Origin of the sequence: Trinickia sp. (genome assembly GCF_051953955.1) — a bacterium.
Taxonomy (GTDB): domain Bacteria; phylum Pseudomonadota; class Gammaproteobacteria; order Burkholderiales; family Burkholderiaceae; genus Trinickia.
On sequence record NZ_JBQCIF010000029.1, the window covers coordinates 1 to 13,985 of the forward strand.

13 protein-coding genes are annotated in these 13,985 nt (G+C 65.5%); 8 read left to right on the top strand and 5 right to left on the bottom strand.

Going from position 1 to position 13,985, the window contains the following annotated elements; genetic code table 11:
- The 3 genes from ACTHNZ_RS05905 to ACTHNZ_RS05915 form a co-directional block, all read right to left on the bottom strand.
- Nucleotides 1–564: chorismate--pyruvate lyase family protein (locus ACTHNZ_RS05905; RefSeq protein ID WP_440541567.1), on the bottom strand; the 564-nt coding region annotated here is incomplete at its 3' end.
- Nucleotides 564–2,456: a molecular chaperone HtpG gene (htpG, locus tag ACTHNZ_RS05910; protein WP_440541568.1), complete on the bottom strand. Its 1,893-nt coding sequence runs from the start codon at nt 2,454–2,456 to the stop codon at nt 564–566. The genes ACTHNZ_RS05905 and htpG, both read right to left, overlap by 1 nt.
- Nucleotides 2,457–2,582: 126 nt before the next feature.
- On the bottom strand, nt 2,583–4,073 hold the full coding sequence (locus ACTHNZ_RS05915) for a PLP-dependent aminotransferase family protein (RefSeq protein WP_440541569.1): 1,491 nt from the start codon (nt 4,071–4,073) through the stop codon (nt 2,583–2,585).
- On the opposite strand from ACTHNZ_RS05915, the gene ACTHNZ_RS05920 reads away from it, so the two are divergent.
- From ACTHNZ_RS05920 to ACTHNZ_RS05955, 8 genes are all read left to right on the top strand, one after another.
- Nucleotides 4,072–4,230, top strand: coding sequence for a hypothetical protein (locus ACTHNZ_RS05920; protein WP_440541570.1), 159 nt, complete (start codon nt 4,072–4,074; stop codon nt 4,228–4,230). The two genes, ACTHNZ_RS05915 and ACTHNZ_RS05920, sit on opposite strands and share 2 nt — an antisense overlap.
- Nucleotides 4,230–4,937, top strand: a complete 708-nt coding sequence (locus ACTHNZ_RS05925; protein WP_440541571.1) for a VOC family protein — start codon at nt 4,230–4,232, stop codon at nt 4,935–4,937. Before ACTHNZ_RS05920 ends, ACTHNZ_RS05925 begins: the two co-directional genes overlap by 1 nt.
- Nucleotides 4,938–4,969: 32 nt before the next feature.
- Nucleotides 4,970–5,902 (top strand): DMT family transporter, encoded by a 933-nt coding sequence (locus ACTHNZ_RS05930; protein WP_440541572.1) that lies wholly within the window; start codon nt 4,970–4,972, stop codon nt 5,900–5,902.
- 89 nt (nt 5,903–5,991) lie between these two features.
- Nucleotides 5,992–7,188, top strand: a complete 1,197-nt coding sequence (locus tag ACTHNZ_RS05935; protein ID WP_440541573.1) for a PLP-dependent aminotransferase family protein — start codon at nt 5,992–5,994, stop codon at nt 7,186–7,188.
- Between the two features lie 140 nt (nt 7,189–7,328).
- Nucleotides 7,329–7,793, top strand: a complete 465-nt coding sequence (locus ACTHNZ_RS05940) for a RidA family protein (RefSeq protein ID WP_440541574.1) — start codon at nt 7,329–7,331, stop codon at nt 7,791–7,793.
- A gap of 28 nt (nt 7,794–7,821) precedes the next feature.
- Complete coding sequence (locus ACTHNZ_RS05945) at nt 7,822–8,703, top strand: PhzF family phenazine biosynthesis protein (protein WP_440541575.1); 882 nt, start codon at nt 7,822–7,824, stop codon at nt 8,701–8,703.
- Between the two features lie 389 nt (nt 8,704–9,092).
- The gene (locus ACTHNZ_RS05950) at nt 9,093–11,444 is read left to right on the top strand and encodes a bifunctional diguanylate cyclase/phosphodiesterase (protein WP_440541576.1); all 2,352 of its coding nucleotides are present in this window, start codon (nt 9,093–9,095) and stop codon (nt 11,442–11,444) included.
- A gap of 51 nt (nt 11,445–11,495) precedes the next feature.
- Complete coding sequence (locus ACTHNZ_RS05955) at nt 11,496–12,764, top strand: chromate transporter (protein ID WP_440541577.1); 1,269 nt, start codon at nt 11,496–11,498, stop codon at nt 12,762–12,764.
- A gap of 62 nt (nt 12,765–12,826) precedes the next feature.
- Here the strand turns inward: ACTHNZ_RS05955 and ACTHNZ_RS05960 are convergent, their stop codons facing one another.
- Together ACTHNZ_RS05960 and ACTHNZ_RS05965 are read right to left on the bottom strand one after the other, a co-directional pair.
- Nucleotides 12,827–13,291 (bottom strand): CopD family protein, encoded by a 465-nt coding sequence (locus ACTHNZ_RS05960; protein ID WP_440541578.1) that lies wholly within the window; start codon nt 13,289–13,291, stop codon nt 12,827–12,829.
- 81 nt (nt 13,292–13,372) lie between these two features.
- Nucleotides 13,373–13,985, bottom strand: a 613-nt coding sequence (locus ACTHNZ_RS05965) for a DNA gyrase C-terminal beta-propeller domain-containing protein (protein ID WP_440541579.1), incomplete at its 5' end; no start/stop codon positions are given.

The window sequence follows — 13,985 nt, forward strand, 5'->3', positions numbered from 1 at the left end:
CGCCTCGAGATGCGCCCATAGCGCCGGCAACATGCACTCGGTCACCATGAGCGGCGCGCCATGCCGCACGAACACCGAGCGGCGCGCAAGCAACGCATGCGGCGCGTGCCCGGCGATCTGACGCCGCGCCAGCCCCGCCAACGGATGCCGCAACCCAACGCGCGCACTGACGAGCACCGAGCGGGCGACCGTGCCATCGGCATAAAGAAGCTCGGCGAGCGGCCGCGTCGAAAGCCGCCGCATCGCCTGCCAGACACCGCGGCTCGCGGCGAGCGGCGCGATGCTGTGCGCGGCGACGAACGGCACGCCGCCCACTTCCAAGACCACCTCGCGCACCCACACGCGCGTGCGCGGCGCAACGCGCAACGCCGCGCATTCGTCGGGCCATGCACGATCCACCGCCTCGCGCGTCACGCGCACCCGCACGTCGCCGAGCCCGCGCAAATGAGCCGTCAACGAACCGCCGCGCGTCAACCAATCCTTCTGATCGAAGGTCGATCCCGGCCGCCCAGCCGCGCGCCACGCGTGGCCGGCAGCATCGTAGCGAAGACGCGCCGCGCGCATCACCGCGCGAGCAACAGCGCGTTCGTGCGCTTGACGAAGCTCGCAGGATCGTCGAGCGTGCCGCCCTCGGCCAGCACGGCCTGATCGAACAGCAGATTGCACCAATCGGCGAAATCGCCGCGATCGGCCGAAAGCGCCTTCACGAGGGCATGCTCGGGATTGATCTCGAGGATCGGATGAAAATCGGGTGTCGTTTGCCCCGCTGCCTTCAGCATGCGCTGCAGATAGCCCGTCATCTCGCCGTCGTCGGCCACGAGACACGAGGGCGAATCGGTGAGCCGGAACGTCAAGCGCACGTCCTTCGCCTTGTCCTTGAGCACGTCCTTCATTTTCTCGACGAGCGGCTTCATCGTCTCGCCGATGGCCTCGTGTGCCTTCTTCTCTTCATCGTCGAACGCGTTGATGTCGAGATCGCCGCGCGCCACGCTCGCCAGCGGCTTGCCGTCGAATTCGGTGAAGTACGCGAGCGCCCATTCGTCGACGCGATCGGTTAACAACAGCACTTCGATGCCCTTCTTACGGAACACTTCGAGGTGCGGGCTGTTTTTCGCGGCTTGCCACGTATCGGCCGTCACGTAGTAGATCTTCGTCTGCTCGGGCTTCATGCGGGCTACGTAGTCGGCGAGCGAAACCGTCTGCTCGGCCGAATCCGTATGCGTCGACGCAAACCGCACGAGCTTGGCGATGCGGTCGCGATTCGCGAAATCCTCGCCAAGGCCCTCCTTGAACACTTGCCCGAATTCTTTCCAGAACGTCGCGTACTTGGCTTTGCCCTCTTCCGTTTCGGCATTGGCCATCTCTTCGAGCATCGACAACACGCGCTTGGTCACGCCTTCGCGAATCGCCTTGACGTCACGGCTTTCCTGCAGAATCTCGCGCGAGACGTTGAGCGGCAGATCGGCCGAATCGACGACGCCCTTCACGAAGCGCAGGTACGTCGGCAGCAACTGCTCCGCGTCGTCCATGATGAAGACGCGCTTGACGTACAGCTTCAAGCCGCCGCGGTGGTCGCGGTTCCATAGGTCGAACGGTGCGTGCGCGGGCACGTACAGCAACTGCGTATACTCGCTGCGGCCTTCCACGCGGTTGTGCGTCCAAGCAAGCGGATCTTGCTCGTCGTGTGCCACATGATGATAGAACTGCTTGTACTGTTCGTCTTCGATCTCGTTCTTGGGACGCGTCCAGAGCGCGCTCGCTTGATTGACGGTCTCGTCCTCGTCCTTGACGAGCATCTCGCCCTTCTCCGCATCCCACTCTTCCTTCTTCATGAGGATCGGCAACGCGACGTGGTCGGAATATTTGCGGATGATCGATTTGAGCCGATACGACGACAGCAGCTCGTCCTCGTCCGCACGCAAATGCAGCGTGATCGTCGTGCCGCGCTGGGCGCGCTCGATGGTCTCGACGGAGAAATCGCCTTCGCCCGCGCTGATCCAGCGCACGCCTTCCGAAGCCGGCAATCCGGCGCGGCGCGTCTCCACGGTGATTTTGTCGGCGACGATGAAACCCGAATAAAAGCCGACGCCGAATTGCCCGATCAGCGCCGCATCCTTTTGCTGATCGCCCGACAGCTGGGAAAAGAACTCCTTCGTGCCCGAGCGCGCGATCGTGCCGAGGTGCGAGACGGCTTCATCGCGGCTCATGCCGATGCCGTTGTCGTCGATCGTGATCGTGCGTGCGTCTTTGTCGAACGCCACGCGAATGCGCAGATTCGCATCGTTCTCGTACAGCGCGCTGTCGGCGATCGCTTCGAAGCGCAGTTTGTCCGCGGCATCGGAGGCGTTCGAGATCAACTCGCGCAGGAAAATCTCCTTGTTGCTGTAGAGCGAATGGATCATCAGCTGCAAGAGCTGCTTGACCTCTGCCTGAAAGCTCATGGTTTCTTGTGCCATGGTCTCGTATTCCTTTGCGTACGGTTACGGTTCGTAAAGAGAGCTAGATGACGGCGATTCGCCCCGCCGCCCGCGGCCCGGGTGCCCTGTCCCTAGCTGGCGGCCGCGGCGACGCGCAGCGGTCCTTCAAATGGGGATGCCGGACGCGCCTTTCAAGGGGCGCGCGAAGCGGTGCCTCCCCTCGATGTAATCGGCCAGAAAGCCGGGCAGCGCGGGATCGCCGCAGTTCGCGACGTTGAAGCGCATCCAGGTGGTCGGCGATTGATGCGGAGAGAACAAGCTGCCCGGGGCGAGCAAGAATCCGGCCTCCTGCCCGGCCGCGGCGAACGCGTCAGCGTCGACACCCGCATCGGCCCAGAGAAACATGCCCGCCGTCGGCCTCGAAAACAGCGAGAATCCGGCTTGCTCGAGCATGCGCGCGCACGGGTCACGCACGGCGTCCAGCCGGGCGCGCAGGCGCTCGGCGTACCGCCGGTAATGCCCCTCGGTCAAGATCTTGTACAACAAGCGCTCGTTGAGCTCGGGCGTCGCCATGCCGATAAGAACCTTCTGATCGGCAAGCGCCTGCGCCACCTCGGGCGCGCAAGCCACGAAGCCGACGCGCAGATTGCCCGTCAGCGTCTTCGAGAAACTGCCGAGATAGATCACGCGCCCGAGTTGATCGAGCGTCGCGAGCCGGGTGACGGGGTGGCTCGGCGGGCACAGGTCGCAATAAACGTCGTCCTCGACCACGACGAAATCGTGCTCCTCGGCCAACCGCAAAATGCGGAACGCCTGCGCGGGCGTCAGCGACGTACCCGTCGGGTTCTGCAAGACCGAATTGATGACGAGCATTTTCGGCCGCCAGGTTTTGACCAGTTCTTCGAGCGCATCGAGATCCGGCCCCGCCGGCGTATAGGGCATCCCGACGAGCCGGGCGCCCTGCCCGGCGAAACGGCCGAACATCTGGAACCAGGCGGGATCGCCGACGATCACGGCGTCGCCCGAGCGCACATAGAGCCGCGCGATGAGATCGATGGCCTGCGTGATGCCGGACGTCAGCACGATCTGCTCGGGCGAGGCGCCGATCTCCAACTCCTCGAGCCGTGTCTGCAACTGCTGCCGCAACGGAAGAAAACCCAGCGCCGTGCCGGCGCCGAGCCATTGTCCCCCGCTTTGCCTCGACAGCGTGCGCAGCGCGGAAACGATCAGCTCGCCGTCGAGCCAGGCGCTCGGCAAGTAGCCGAGGCCCGGCCCTTTCTCGGCAGCACCCGTCTGCAACGTGTTGCGCACGAGCCAGACGACGTCGATCGGCCGCTGCGCCGCGGGCGCCGGCGCGGCGCTCGGCTGCGCATCGCCGCGCTCGCCCGGCGTGCCGCCGGCGCGCTCGCGCACATAGAACCCGGAGCCGCGCCGCGATTCGAGATAGCCCTGCGCGACGAGCCGCTCGTAGGCCTCGACGACCGTGAAGCGCGACACCCCTTTGTCCTCGGCCAGCTTGCGGATCGAGGGCATGCGCATGCCGGGCCGGAACACGCGCTCCTCGATGCGCCGCCGCGCCCATTGCACGAGCTGCTCGACGAGCGTGAGCGACGAAGCGCCGTGCGGCGCGGGAATGTGATCGAGAGCAGTAGACATGACCGTGCCGAACTGTACCGAAAAGTATCGCGTCGATTGTACCGTTACTGTGCCGGCCATGCCGATTAAAGTGATCGTTCGTTCCGACATGTCGGAACGCGCGCCGTTTTCCTTGAAAAACAGCGGCGCCCCGTCCGCGCAACCTGAAGTCACCTGATGAAAAACGCCTCCGCGCTCGAACTCGACCACCTCGTCGTGGCCGCCCGCACCCTCGAAGAGGGCGCGCGCTTCGTCGCCGATACGCTCGGCGTCGAGCCCGCCGCCGGCGGCAAGCACGCCGCCATGGGCACGCATAACCAACTGCTCGGTCTTTGGGGCGGTGCCTATCTGGAGATCATCGCAATCGATCCCGATGCGGAGCGCGACCGTGCCGGCAAGCCGGACGCCGCGCCTGGCCGCCCGCGCTGGTTTTCGCTCGATGACCCGGCAACGCGGGCACGACTCGAGCGCGGCCCATATCTGGCGCACTGGGTCGCGCGCGTCCCGCGCCCGAAGGATCTCGGTCGCTGGCAGGCGCAATACCCGGCCCGCATCCCGAACGTCATGCCGATGGCGCGCGGCGGCTTGACCTGGCGGCTCACGGTGCCCGAGGACGGCGCGTTCCCGAATTGGGAAGGCGCCGGCGACGGCGTCCTGCCCACGCTGATTCAATGGGACACCGCGGACCATCCGAGCGCGCGGCTGCCCGAAACGGGATTGGCGGTCAAGGCATTGCGCGCTCGCCATCCGCGCGCCGACCACGTGCTCGCTCAGCTCCAATGGCTCGGCGCGGGCCACCTGATCCACGTCGAGGCGGTGCCCGACGGCACCGCTTCGCTGACGGCCGACATCGAAACGCCGGCCGGCGTGCGCACGCTCGCATAGACGAGCCCATCGAATCCCCCGGAGAGTTTTTCATGACGAAGTCGCGCGAAACACAAGGCATGCTGCTCGGCCTTCTCGGCGTCATCATCTTCAGCTTGACGCTGCCGATGACGCACGTTGTGGTGCAGGAATGGAACCCCGTGCTCAACGGCCTCGGCCGAGCGCTCGCGGCAGCCGTGCCCGCCGCGGCCCTGCTCGCCTGGCGCCGCGAACGCCTGCCCACCGGCGCTCAGTTGAAGGGCCTCGCCGTCACGGCGCTGGGCGTCATCGTCGCGTTCCCCGTGTTCTCCGCGTGGGCCATGAAGACGGTGCCCGCCTCGCACGGCGCACTCGTGAACGGCCTGCAGCCGCTGTTCGTCGCGATCTATGCAGCCTGGCTCTCGCGCGAGCGGCCATCGCCCGCGTTCTGGGTGAGCGCCGCGGTCGGCAGCGCCCTCGTGATCGGCTACGCCCTGCACGCCGGCGGCGGCGCGCTCCAAGCGGGCGACCTGTTCATGGTCGCGGCCGTCGCAGTCGGCGCGCTCGGCTATGCCGAAGGCGCACGCGTCGCCCGCGAGCTGGGCGGCTGGCAAACGATCTGCTGGGCGCTCGTGCTCGCGGCGCCGGTTCTCGTCGTGCCCGTGGCCTGGCTCGGCTGGGAGCAGCACGTCGCCCATCCGGCGCCCTTCGCTCTGCGGACGTGGCTCGCGTTCGGCTATGTGGCGCTGTTCTCGCAATTCATCGGATTTTTCGCGTGGTACGCCGGGCTGGCGATGGGCGGAATCGCGCGAGTGGGACAAGTCCAGCTATTGCAGATATTCTTCACGATCGCATTCGCCAAGCTCTTTTTCGGCGAAACCGTCGCGCCGTCGACATGGCTGTTCGCCGCCGCCGTCATCGCCACCGTAATGCTCGGCCGCAAGACGGCCGTCCGGACGGCCTCGGTATCGACACGGACACCCGCAACGGGACGACTCGCGCGATAATCGCGCTTCTCGTCTCGAAACAGTACCCGTGTTTCGGCACAGACGACGGAACCCCACTCAACCACCATCGAGGACCAAGGAGACGTTTCATGGATCACAGCGATCAGCCGCACACGAATTGGCGCATTTCCGAGCGCGCACGCAAACTCACGAGCTCCGCCATCCGCGAGATCCTGAAAGTCACCGAACGGCCCGAAGTCATCTCGTTCGCGGGCGGCCTGCCCGCGCCGGTCACGTTCCCGGTCGAGCGGCTGCGCGACGCCTGCGAGCGCGTGACGCGCGAGGCGCCGTCCGCCGCATTCCAATACAGCGCAACGGAAGGCTACATGCCGCTGCGCGAGTGGGTAGCCGCACGCTATTCCAAGAACGGCGTCACGATCCGCCCGAGCCAGGTCCTCATCGTCACGGGTTCGCAACAAGCGCTCGATTTGCTCGGCAAAGTGCTGATCGACCCGGCAAGCCCGGTCCTGGTCGAAACGCCGACCTACCTCGGTGCACTGCAATCGTTTTCGATGTACGAGCCGCGCTACGTGCAAGTGCCGACGGACGACAACGGCCTCATCCCCGAGGGGCTTGCACCGGCGCTGACCGAGGGCGCGCGGCTGCTCTATGCGCAACCGAACTTCCAGAATCCGACGGGGCGCCGGCTGCCGCTCGAGCGTCGCCGGGCGCTGGCGGAATTCGCGCGTACGAGCCCCTTCCCCGTGATCGAAGACGACCCGTACGGCGCGCTCGACTATGCCGGGGCGCCGCTGCCGACGCTGCTGTCGATGGCACCCGACCACATCGTGCACTGCGGCTCGTTCTCGAAGGTGCTCGCACCGGGCCTGCGCCTCGGTTACATGATCGCGCCCGAGGAACTGCACTTCAAACTCGTGCAGGCGAAGCAAGCGACCGATCTTCACACGCCGAGCTTCACGCAGCGGATCGTGCACGAAGTCGTCAAGGACGGCTTCCTCGACGAGCATATCCCGACGATTCGCGCCCTCTACCGCGATCAATGCGAGGCGATGCTCTCGGCGCTCGAGCGCCACATGCCCGAAGGCGTGACCTGGAACCGCCCCGAAGGCGGCATGTTCGTCTGGGCGAGCCTGCCCAAGCACATCGATACGATGAAGCTGCTGGACGCGGCCGTCGCGCAAAACGTCGCCTTCGTGCCGGGCGCCCCCTTCTTCGCGAACGACGCCGATCACAGCGCGCTGCGCCTGTCGTTCGTCACGGTGCCGCCAGCGCGGATCGACGAAGGCATTGCGCGCCTGGCCAAGTTGATCCGCGAGCGCCTCTAGTCCGCAGGTAGCCTGTAGGTAGCCGCTTGCCGCCCCGCCGCGCCAGCAATCGAGCGCGCAGCGGGGCGACCCCGGCCGATACGTTCGGCTCGCGCCCAAGATTCTTCCCACTGCATCCTTTCCACTTTCAAGGAACCGACATGGCAAACCAAAACGTCTACGACAAGCTCAAGGAAATGGGCATCGAACTGCCCGCCTCGGCCGCGCCGGCCGCGGCTTACGTCATGGCCGCCCAAACGGGCAACACCGTCTTCCTGTCGGGCCATATCGCGAAGAAGGACGGCAAGCCGTGGGTCGGCAAGCTCGGCGCGAACATGACGACCGAGGACGGCAAGGCCGCCGCGCGCTCGATCGCCATCGACCTGCTCGCCACGCTGCACGCGCACACGGGCGACTTGAACCGCGTCAAGCGAATCGTCAAGGTCATGAGCCTCGTGAATTCGACGCTCGAATTCACCGAGCAGCATCTCGTGACGAACGGCGCATCGGAGCTCTTCGGCGAAGTCTTCGGCGACGCCGGCAAGCATGCACGCTCGGCATTCGGCGTGGCGCAAATCCCGCTGGGCGCCTGCGTCGAGATCGAACTGATTGCCGAAGTCGCCTAAGACGCCTAACACGAGCAGGAGCGAATCGATGAGCGCGCGCGAAGTCCGCTTCAAGCAAGTCGACGTGTTCTCGGAAGTGCCGTTCAAGGGCAACGCGCTGGCCGTCGTATTCGATGCCGACGACCTGACCGGCGACCAGATGCAAGCGATTGCCCGGTGGACGAATCTGTCGGAAACGGCCTTCGTTTGCCGGCCGAGCGATCCCGAGGCCGACTACCGAGTTCGCATTTTCACGCCGGCCTACGAATTGCCGTTCGCCGGACATCCGACACTCGGCACCGCGCATGCGCTGCTCGAGAGCGGATATCGGCCGCGGCAGGCGGGCCGTCTCGTTCAGCAGTGCGGCGCCGGGCTCATCGAGGTTGCCGTGCATGACGACGGGACGCTTGCGTTCGTCGCGCCGCCCGCTCGCATCGAGCCGCTCGATGCGGGAGAATTCGGCGCACTTAGGGCCGCGCTGGGCTGCGATGACGTCGATTTCGACGATATCGCGCCGTGCTGCGTCGATAACGGCGTGCCGTGGCTGGTCATCGGCGTCAAATCACCGCACGCCTGTGTCTCGATTACGCCCGATCCGATCGCCGTATCGCAGATAGTGCGGAAAACGGGCATGTCCGGCCTCGCACTGTATGCATCGCATGCGGCGAATGGCCCGGCCACGCTCGAGGTGCGCTGCCTCGTCGCCGAAGGCGGCCCCCTCTACGAGGATCCGGTCACGGGCAGCGCCAATGCGGCACTCGCGGGCCTGCTCGCGGCGCGCGGCCGCCGGCCCGCCACGCGGTACACGGTTCGTCAAGGCACGGCCATCGGGCGCGACGGTCGCGTGACGGTCGAATACGATCCGAGCGGCAAAATCTGGGTGGGCGGCCGCTCGACCACGATCGTCGAAGGAACGTTCCGACTCCCCTAGAACACCGCCCTTCCCGCAGCCTTGGGGCCGCACCCGCGGCCCCGGCGAATGTCCTCCACGGCCGGATCTTCCGGCGCTTCCCCCGCACTTCCCACCGCATATTCCACCGCACGGAATACCCATTTCGGCTACGCGAGCCGCGTGGATCGGCGATTGCACATGAAATCGGTAATGTCTTAGATACAGGCCGCCCCCATCCGAGGCCGCCTGGACAAACCTTCCCGTCCCGGCGTTGGATGCGAAACGCGAATACTATTGCCGAAATCGTGCCCGGTGCGGCGAACGTTTACCCGATAAACGGACGCTATCTTAATTTTTATCCATTCAGTAATATCCTCGATGAGGAACGTCTGCGGTATTCGAAGCCTCCCCAATAACCCACTGCCCCGATGAACTTCGCCCGGCTTCATTCCACGAGAGACACCCGCACGCGAGCCAACGCCGCGGGCACACGCCGCCGCGCGCTCATTGCGATTCCGGTGTTGGGCGTGCTCGTGCTGGCGTTGCTGTGGACGGTGATTTCGGCGCGGCTCTCGGTCGAGCGCGAGTCGACCTACCGCGAGGCGACGGCCTCCGCGGCGATCCTTTCGGCCGCGCTCGAGCAGCACACGGTCAAGGCGATCCACCAAGTCGACCAGATCACGCGCTTCGTCAAGTACGAGTACGAAAAGAGCCCGGAGCGCTTCGATCTCGCCAGCACGGTCGAAAAAGGCGTCGTGCAAAGCGATACGCTCGTGCAAGTGTCGATCATCAACGAGCACGGCATCCTGACGGCAAGCACGGCCGAGCCGAATCCGGCACCGATCGATCTCTCCGACCGCGAGCACTTCAAGGTGCACGAGCACGAGAACGACGATCAGCTCTACATCAGCAAGCCCGTGCTCGGGCGCGTCTCGCATCAGTGGACGCTCCAGATGACGCGCCGCTTGAACCATCCCGATGGGTCGTTCGCCGGGGTCGTCGTGGTGTCCGAGGACCCGAGCTACTTTACGAGCGACTTCTACAACAATGCAGCGATCGGCAAGGACGGCGTGATCGCCGTGATCTCGGACAACGGCGCCGTGCTCGCGCGGCGCACGGGCCTGGCGCGCGACCCCGCCGGGGCGTTTTCGGCGAGCGGCACCTACCCGATCTCCGAGCACGTTTCCGGCACGATGGTCGACCCGATCGACCACGTCAAACGCATCGTCTCGTACAGGCACATCGACGGCTATCAAATGGGCGTCCTGGTCGGCTTGTCCCAGGCGGAGGAATTCGCCGACTACAACCATACGCGCAACGTCTATCTGCTGATGGCGAGCTTCATCTCGCTCGCGATGCTCGCCTTCTTCGCGGTCGCAACGGGGCTCATCGGCAAACTGCTCGGCCGCGAGCGCGAGATGACGCATCTCGTCGAGTACGATTTGCTCACGGGCCTGCGCAATCGTTACGCGACGATGCAGAGCCTACGGCAAGACGTAGGCGACCCCGCCAATGTCGGGCGGCTCGCGATCCTGTTCATCGATCTCGACAACTTCAAGACGGTGAACGACACGCTCGGGCACAACGCGGGCGACATCGTCCTGCAGATGACGGCCTCGCGCCTGTCCGATGCCGTCGGTGCCGCGGGCATCCTCTCGCGCATCGGCGGCGACGAGTTCGTCGTCGTGCTCAAGGGCGGCGACGTCGAGCGCCAAGCGGTGCAGCTCGCCGAAAACGTGCGCGAAATCTTCGAGCATCCGTTCGACGTGCGCGGCACCTCGTTCGTGCTGCACGCGAGCATCGGCATCGCACTGTATTCGACCGGCAGCGAAAGCGAGATCGATCTGCTCAAGAAAGCGGACCTTGCGATGTACAGCGCCAAGGATGCCGGCAAGAACTGCTATCAGTTCTATGCTCCGCACCTCTCGCATCGCGCCGACCATCTGATGCAGTGGGAGCAGCAACTGCGCGTCGCGCTTACCGAGAACCAACTGTTCCTCGTATATCAGCCGAAGATCGATCTCGCCCGCCGTTGCATCACGGGCTTCGAGGCCCTTGCGCGTTGGAACCATCCGCAACAAGGCGTCATCTCCGCGAGCGAATTCATTCCCGTGGCCGAATCGACGGGCCTCATCGTGCCGATCGGCGACTTCGTCATCGAAACGGCCTGCCGCCAACTCGCCACCTGGCAGCGCGACGGCTATGAATCGCTTTCGCTCGCCGTCAACATCTCGGCCGTGCAATTCTGGCGTGGCGATCTGTACGAGACGATCTCGCGCGCCATCGAGGAGACGGGCATTCCGGCGCATCGGCTGGAGCTCGAGATCACCGAGACGGCGATGATGGAATACCCCGAACTCGTCTCGGAAAAAATCGTCGCGCTAAAACGGCTTGGCGTCAGCATCGCGCTCGACGACTTCGGCACGGGATATTCATCGCTGTCGTACTTGAACCGTTTCTCGGTAGACACGCTCAAGGTCGATCGCTCGTTCGTGCAGGCGATCCCGGCCGACCGCAGCGTCTGCGTGATGGTGTCGGCGATCGTCAACCTGGCGCGATCGCTCGGCTTGACCGTCGTCGTCGAAGGCACGGAAACCGAAGAGCAGATCGCATGGTTGTCGGCGCTCGGCAATATCCAAGCGCAAGGCTTCCTATTCTCGCGCCCCGTGCCTGCGGACGGCATCGCAGCACTGCTCGAGCGCTTCGGCGTGTGCGACACGCAAGAGCCGTTCGCCAAGCACGGCAAGAGCCAAAACAACACAAGCAAACAATCGGCGTAGGTGCACGGGCACCGATGCGCTGGAGACACGAGTACACGGAAGGACCGACCGATGGGTGAAGCGACCACGCACGATACACGCGCTTCACGCGCCGTGCGCCCCACGCCTGCCACGGAGGACGAGGCGCAACCCGCACCGGCACCGGTACCGGCAGGGCGCGAGCCACTATGGACGCTGTTTCGCGTCGTCTTTGCGCTCTCGTCGCTCTCTTGGGGCGGGCTCGCGCTGATGGCGCAGCTAGAGCTCCATTACGTGGTTCGCGAGCGGCGCTTCACGCAGCTTCAATATTCGGATTTCGTCGCGCTCGCCTGGATGACACCGGGTGCCGTGGGCTGCGGCGTCGCCGTGCAAGTCGGCTACGCGTTGCGCGGGCGTATCGGCGCCTGCGTCGCCGGCATCGCTTCGGTGCTGCCGTTCTTTTGCACGATGACGGCGTTGGCGACGTTTTATCACGCGTCGTTCATTCACGTACTCGCCGTGCCCGGCCTCATCGATCATTTCGCTGTCGTACTCGCCGTGCTCATCGGCGTCACCTGGTATCGGCAAACGCGCGTACTCGTGCACGAACCGCTCGAATGGGCCGCCGCGGCGATCGCCTGCATCGTCCTGCTGACGGTGGGCAGCACGGCGTCGTTCGTGCTGTTGCTGGGCAGCGCGTTCGCCGCGGGCTGGCTCGCGAGTCCCGCCCGTGGAGGCAAGCTCGAGGTGTCGCTCGGACTGACGGACAAGCTGCTCATCCTAGCGGTGCTCGCATTGATCGCGTTGTTCGCGTTACCGCTGCCTCCCGCGTTGGCGGCCCGCCTCATCTGGGCCCGCCTAGCCGGCGCCGGCATGACGCTATTCGGGGGAGGATTCTCGGCGCTGCCCGTGCTCAAGTCGCTGTTCGAAACACCCGAAGTCGGCATCACCGCGCGCGAGTTCACGCTCGCGTTCGCGCTCTCGCCCGTCTCTCCCGGGCCGTTGTTGAACGTGTTACCGTTTCTCGGCTATCTGATGCATGGCTGGGTCGGGGCCGTCGAGGCAACCTGCGCGCTATTCGTGCCGGCCGGCATGCTGATCGTATTCGCACGCCGGCACTTGCATCGCCTCGAGGCCAACGAACGCTTCGAGCATGGCATGCGCGTGCTGCGTGCATCGACGACCGCATTTCTGTTGACCGCCGTCGTGCACATCGTCGAGCACGTGCCGCGTGCGGCTCCCCAACTCGTGACCGCCGTTTTTGCGCTCGTCTGCCTCGCTCGGCTGAAGCTGCCCGTCTACGCGGTCTATGCCATCGTCGCGGCAGTGTACGCCGGCGCGCATCTGCTCGGGTATCGCTGAGGAAGCGAAGGCTGCTTTCGCAGCGCGCCGCCGAACGCCGCAGTTGCAGTTGCCGCCGCCGCTCAGAACCCGCGCGAAAGCACGGCGGACACGATCGTCGCGATGCCCAGCACGAGATTGATCAGCACGAGCCGGCGCATCGTATCGACGGCGCGCGCTCCATCGGGCCAGCGCTGAGCCTGCACGGCGCGGCGGATGCGCGGGAACACCGCGAACCGCACATGCCCAAAAATCAGCATCATGACGACGCCGAGCGCGGCCATCAGGTGGATCTGCCACGGTGCATGGGCGCCGCCGAAGCGCGACATCAAGAAGCCGCCCGAGATCAGAATGGCGATCACGGAGCCGCCGATCCAATTGAAGAATCGCCCGAATACCGCTTCGATCAGCGGCAACCTCAATTGCGGTGAAACGTCGGCCAGCGCCGGGCGTAAGCAAAAGTGCGCGAACACCATGCCACCGACCCATATGACGACAGCAGCCAAGTGGACGAACAGCGCGGCGTCGATCGCAATCGACAGTGACATGAGACTCTCCCAAAGGGTCATTCAATTTCCGGCGCACCGAGATGCCGAGCGGCATGCGCGGGCGCCGGCCGTGCCCGCGCGTCAATCGAGCGCGGGGCGTAGTGCCGAGATCTTCAAACGCGTATCGGGCGCGCGGCCGCGGCGGGCACGCTTGCCGACATGCGGTGCGAGCGCCGCGCCGGCGAGCCGTTCCTCTTGCGGCTTGCCGCCACGGCCCGTGCCGAGCAGCACGACGCCGGCCGGCGCGATCGCCAACGCCTGCACGAGCGTCTCGCCGTCGTCGAGCCCCATCAGGATGATGCCGCGCCCACCGCCGGCGAGCGACTTCATTTCGTCGAGACCGAATACCGCGAGCCGCCCCGTGCTCGACAAGCAAGCCACCCGGTTCGCCTGCGGCAACACGGGCATCGGCGCGAGCGGCTGCGCGCCTTCGTCGATCGTCATGAACGACTTGCCGGCTTTGATGCGGCTCACCATATCCCCGACACGCGCGACGAACCCATACCCGTTGCTCGACGCGAGCAGCAGCGACTGCTCCGCGCTGGCCGCATAGTAGTGCATGAGGTGCGTGCCCGCTTCGAGATCGATGAACGAAGTGACCGGCGCGCCGTCACCGCGCCAGCCCGGCAGCGCCGATACCGGAACCGAGTACACGCGCCCCTTGCTGCCCCAGGCGATGAGAATGTCGGGCGTG

Excerpts from the sequence above, each read along its gene's own strand:
- htpG (WP_440541568.1), bottom strand. The coding sequence starts at position 2,456 with ATGGCACAAGAAACCATGAGCTTTCAGGCAGAGGTCAAGCAGCTCTTG.
- ACTHNZ_RS05920 (WP_440541570.1), top strand. The coding sequence starts at position 4,072 with ATGACCGTGCCGAACTGTACCGAAAAGTATCGCGTCGATTGTACCGTT.
- ACTHNZ_RS05915 (WP_440541569.1), bottom strand. The coding sequence starts at position 4,073 with ATGTCTACTGCTCTCGATCACATTCCCGCGCCGCACGGCGCTTCGTCG.
- ACTHNZ_RS05925 (WP_440541571.1), top strand. The coding sequence starts at position 4,230 with ATGAAAAACGCCTCCGCGCTCGAACTCGACCACCTCGTCGTGGCCGCC.
- ACTHNZ_RS05930 (WP_440541572.1), top strand. The coding sequence starts at position 4,970 with ATGACGAAGTCGCGCGAAACACAAGGCATGCTGCTCGGCCTTCTCGGC.
- ACTHNZ_RS05935 (WP_440541573.1), top strand. The coding sequence starts at position 5,992 with ATGGATCACAGCGATCAGCCGCACACGAATTGGCGCATTTCCGAGCGC.
- ACTHNZ_RS05940 (WP_440541574.1), top strand. The coding sequence starts at position 7,329 with ATGGCAAACCAAAACGTCTACGACAAGCTCAAGGAAATGGGCATCGAA.
- ACTHNZ_RS05945 (WP_440541575.1), top strand. The coding sequence starts at position 7,822 with ATGAGCGCGCGCGAAGTCCGCTTCAAGCAAGTCGACGTGTTCTCGGAA.
- ACTHNZ_RS05950 (WP_440541576.1), top strand. The coding sequence starts at position 9,093 with ATGAACTTCGCCCGGCTTCATTCCACGAGAGACACCCGCACGCGAGCC.
- ACTHNZ_RS05955 (WP_440541577.1), top strand. The coding sequence starts at position 11,496 with ATGGGTGAAGCGACCACGCACGATACACGCGCTTCACGCGCCGTGCGC.
- ACTHNZ_RS05960 (WP_440541578.1), bottom strand. The coding sequence starts at position 13,291 with ATGTCACTGTCGATTGCGATCGACGCCGCGCTGTTCGTCCACTTGGCT.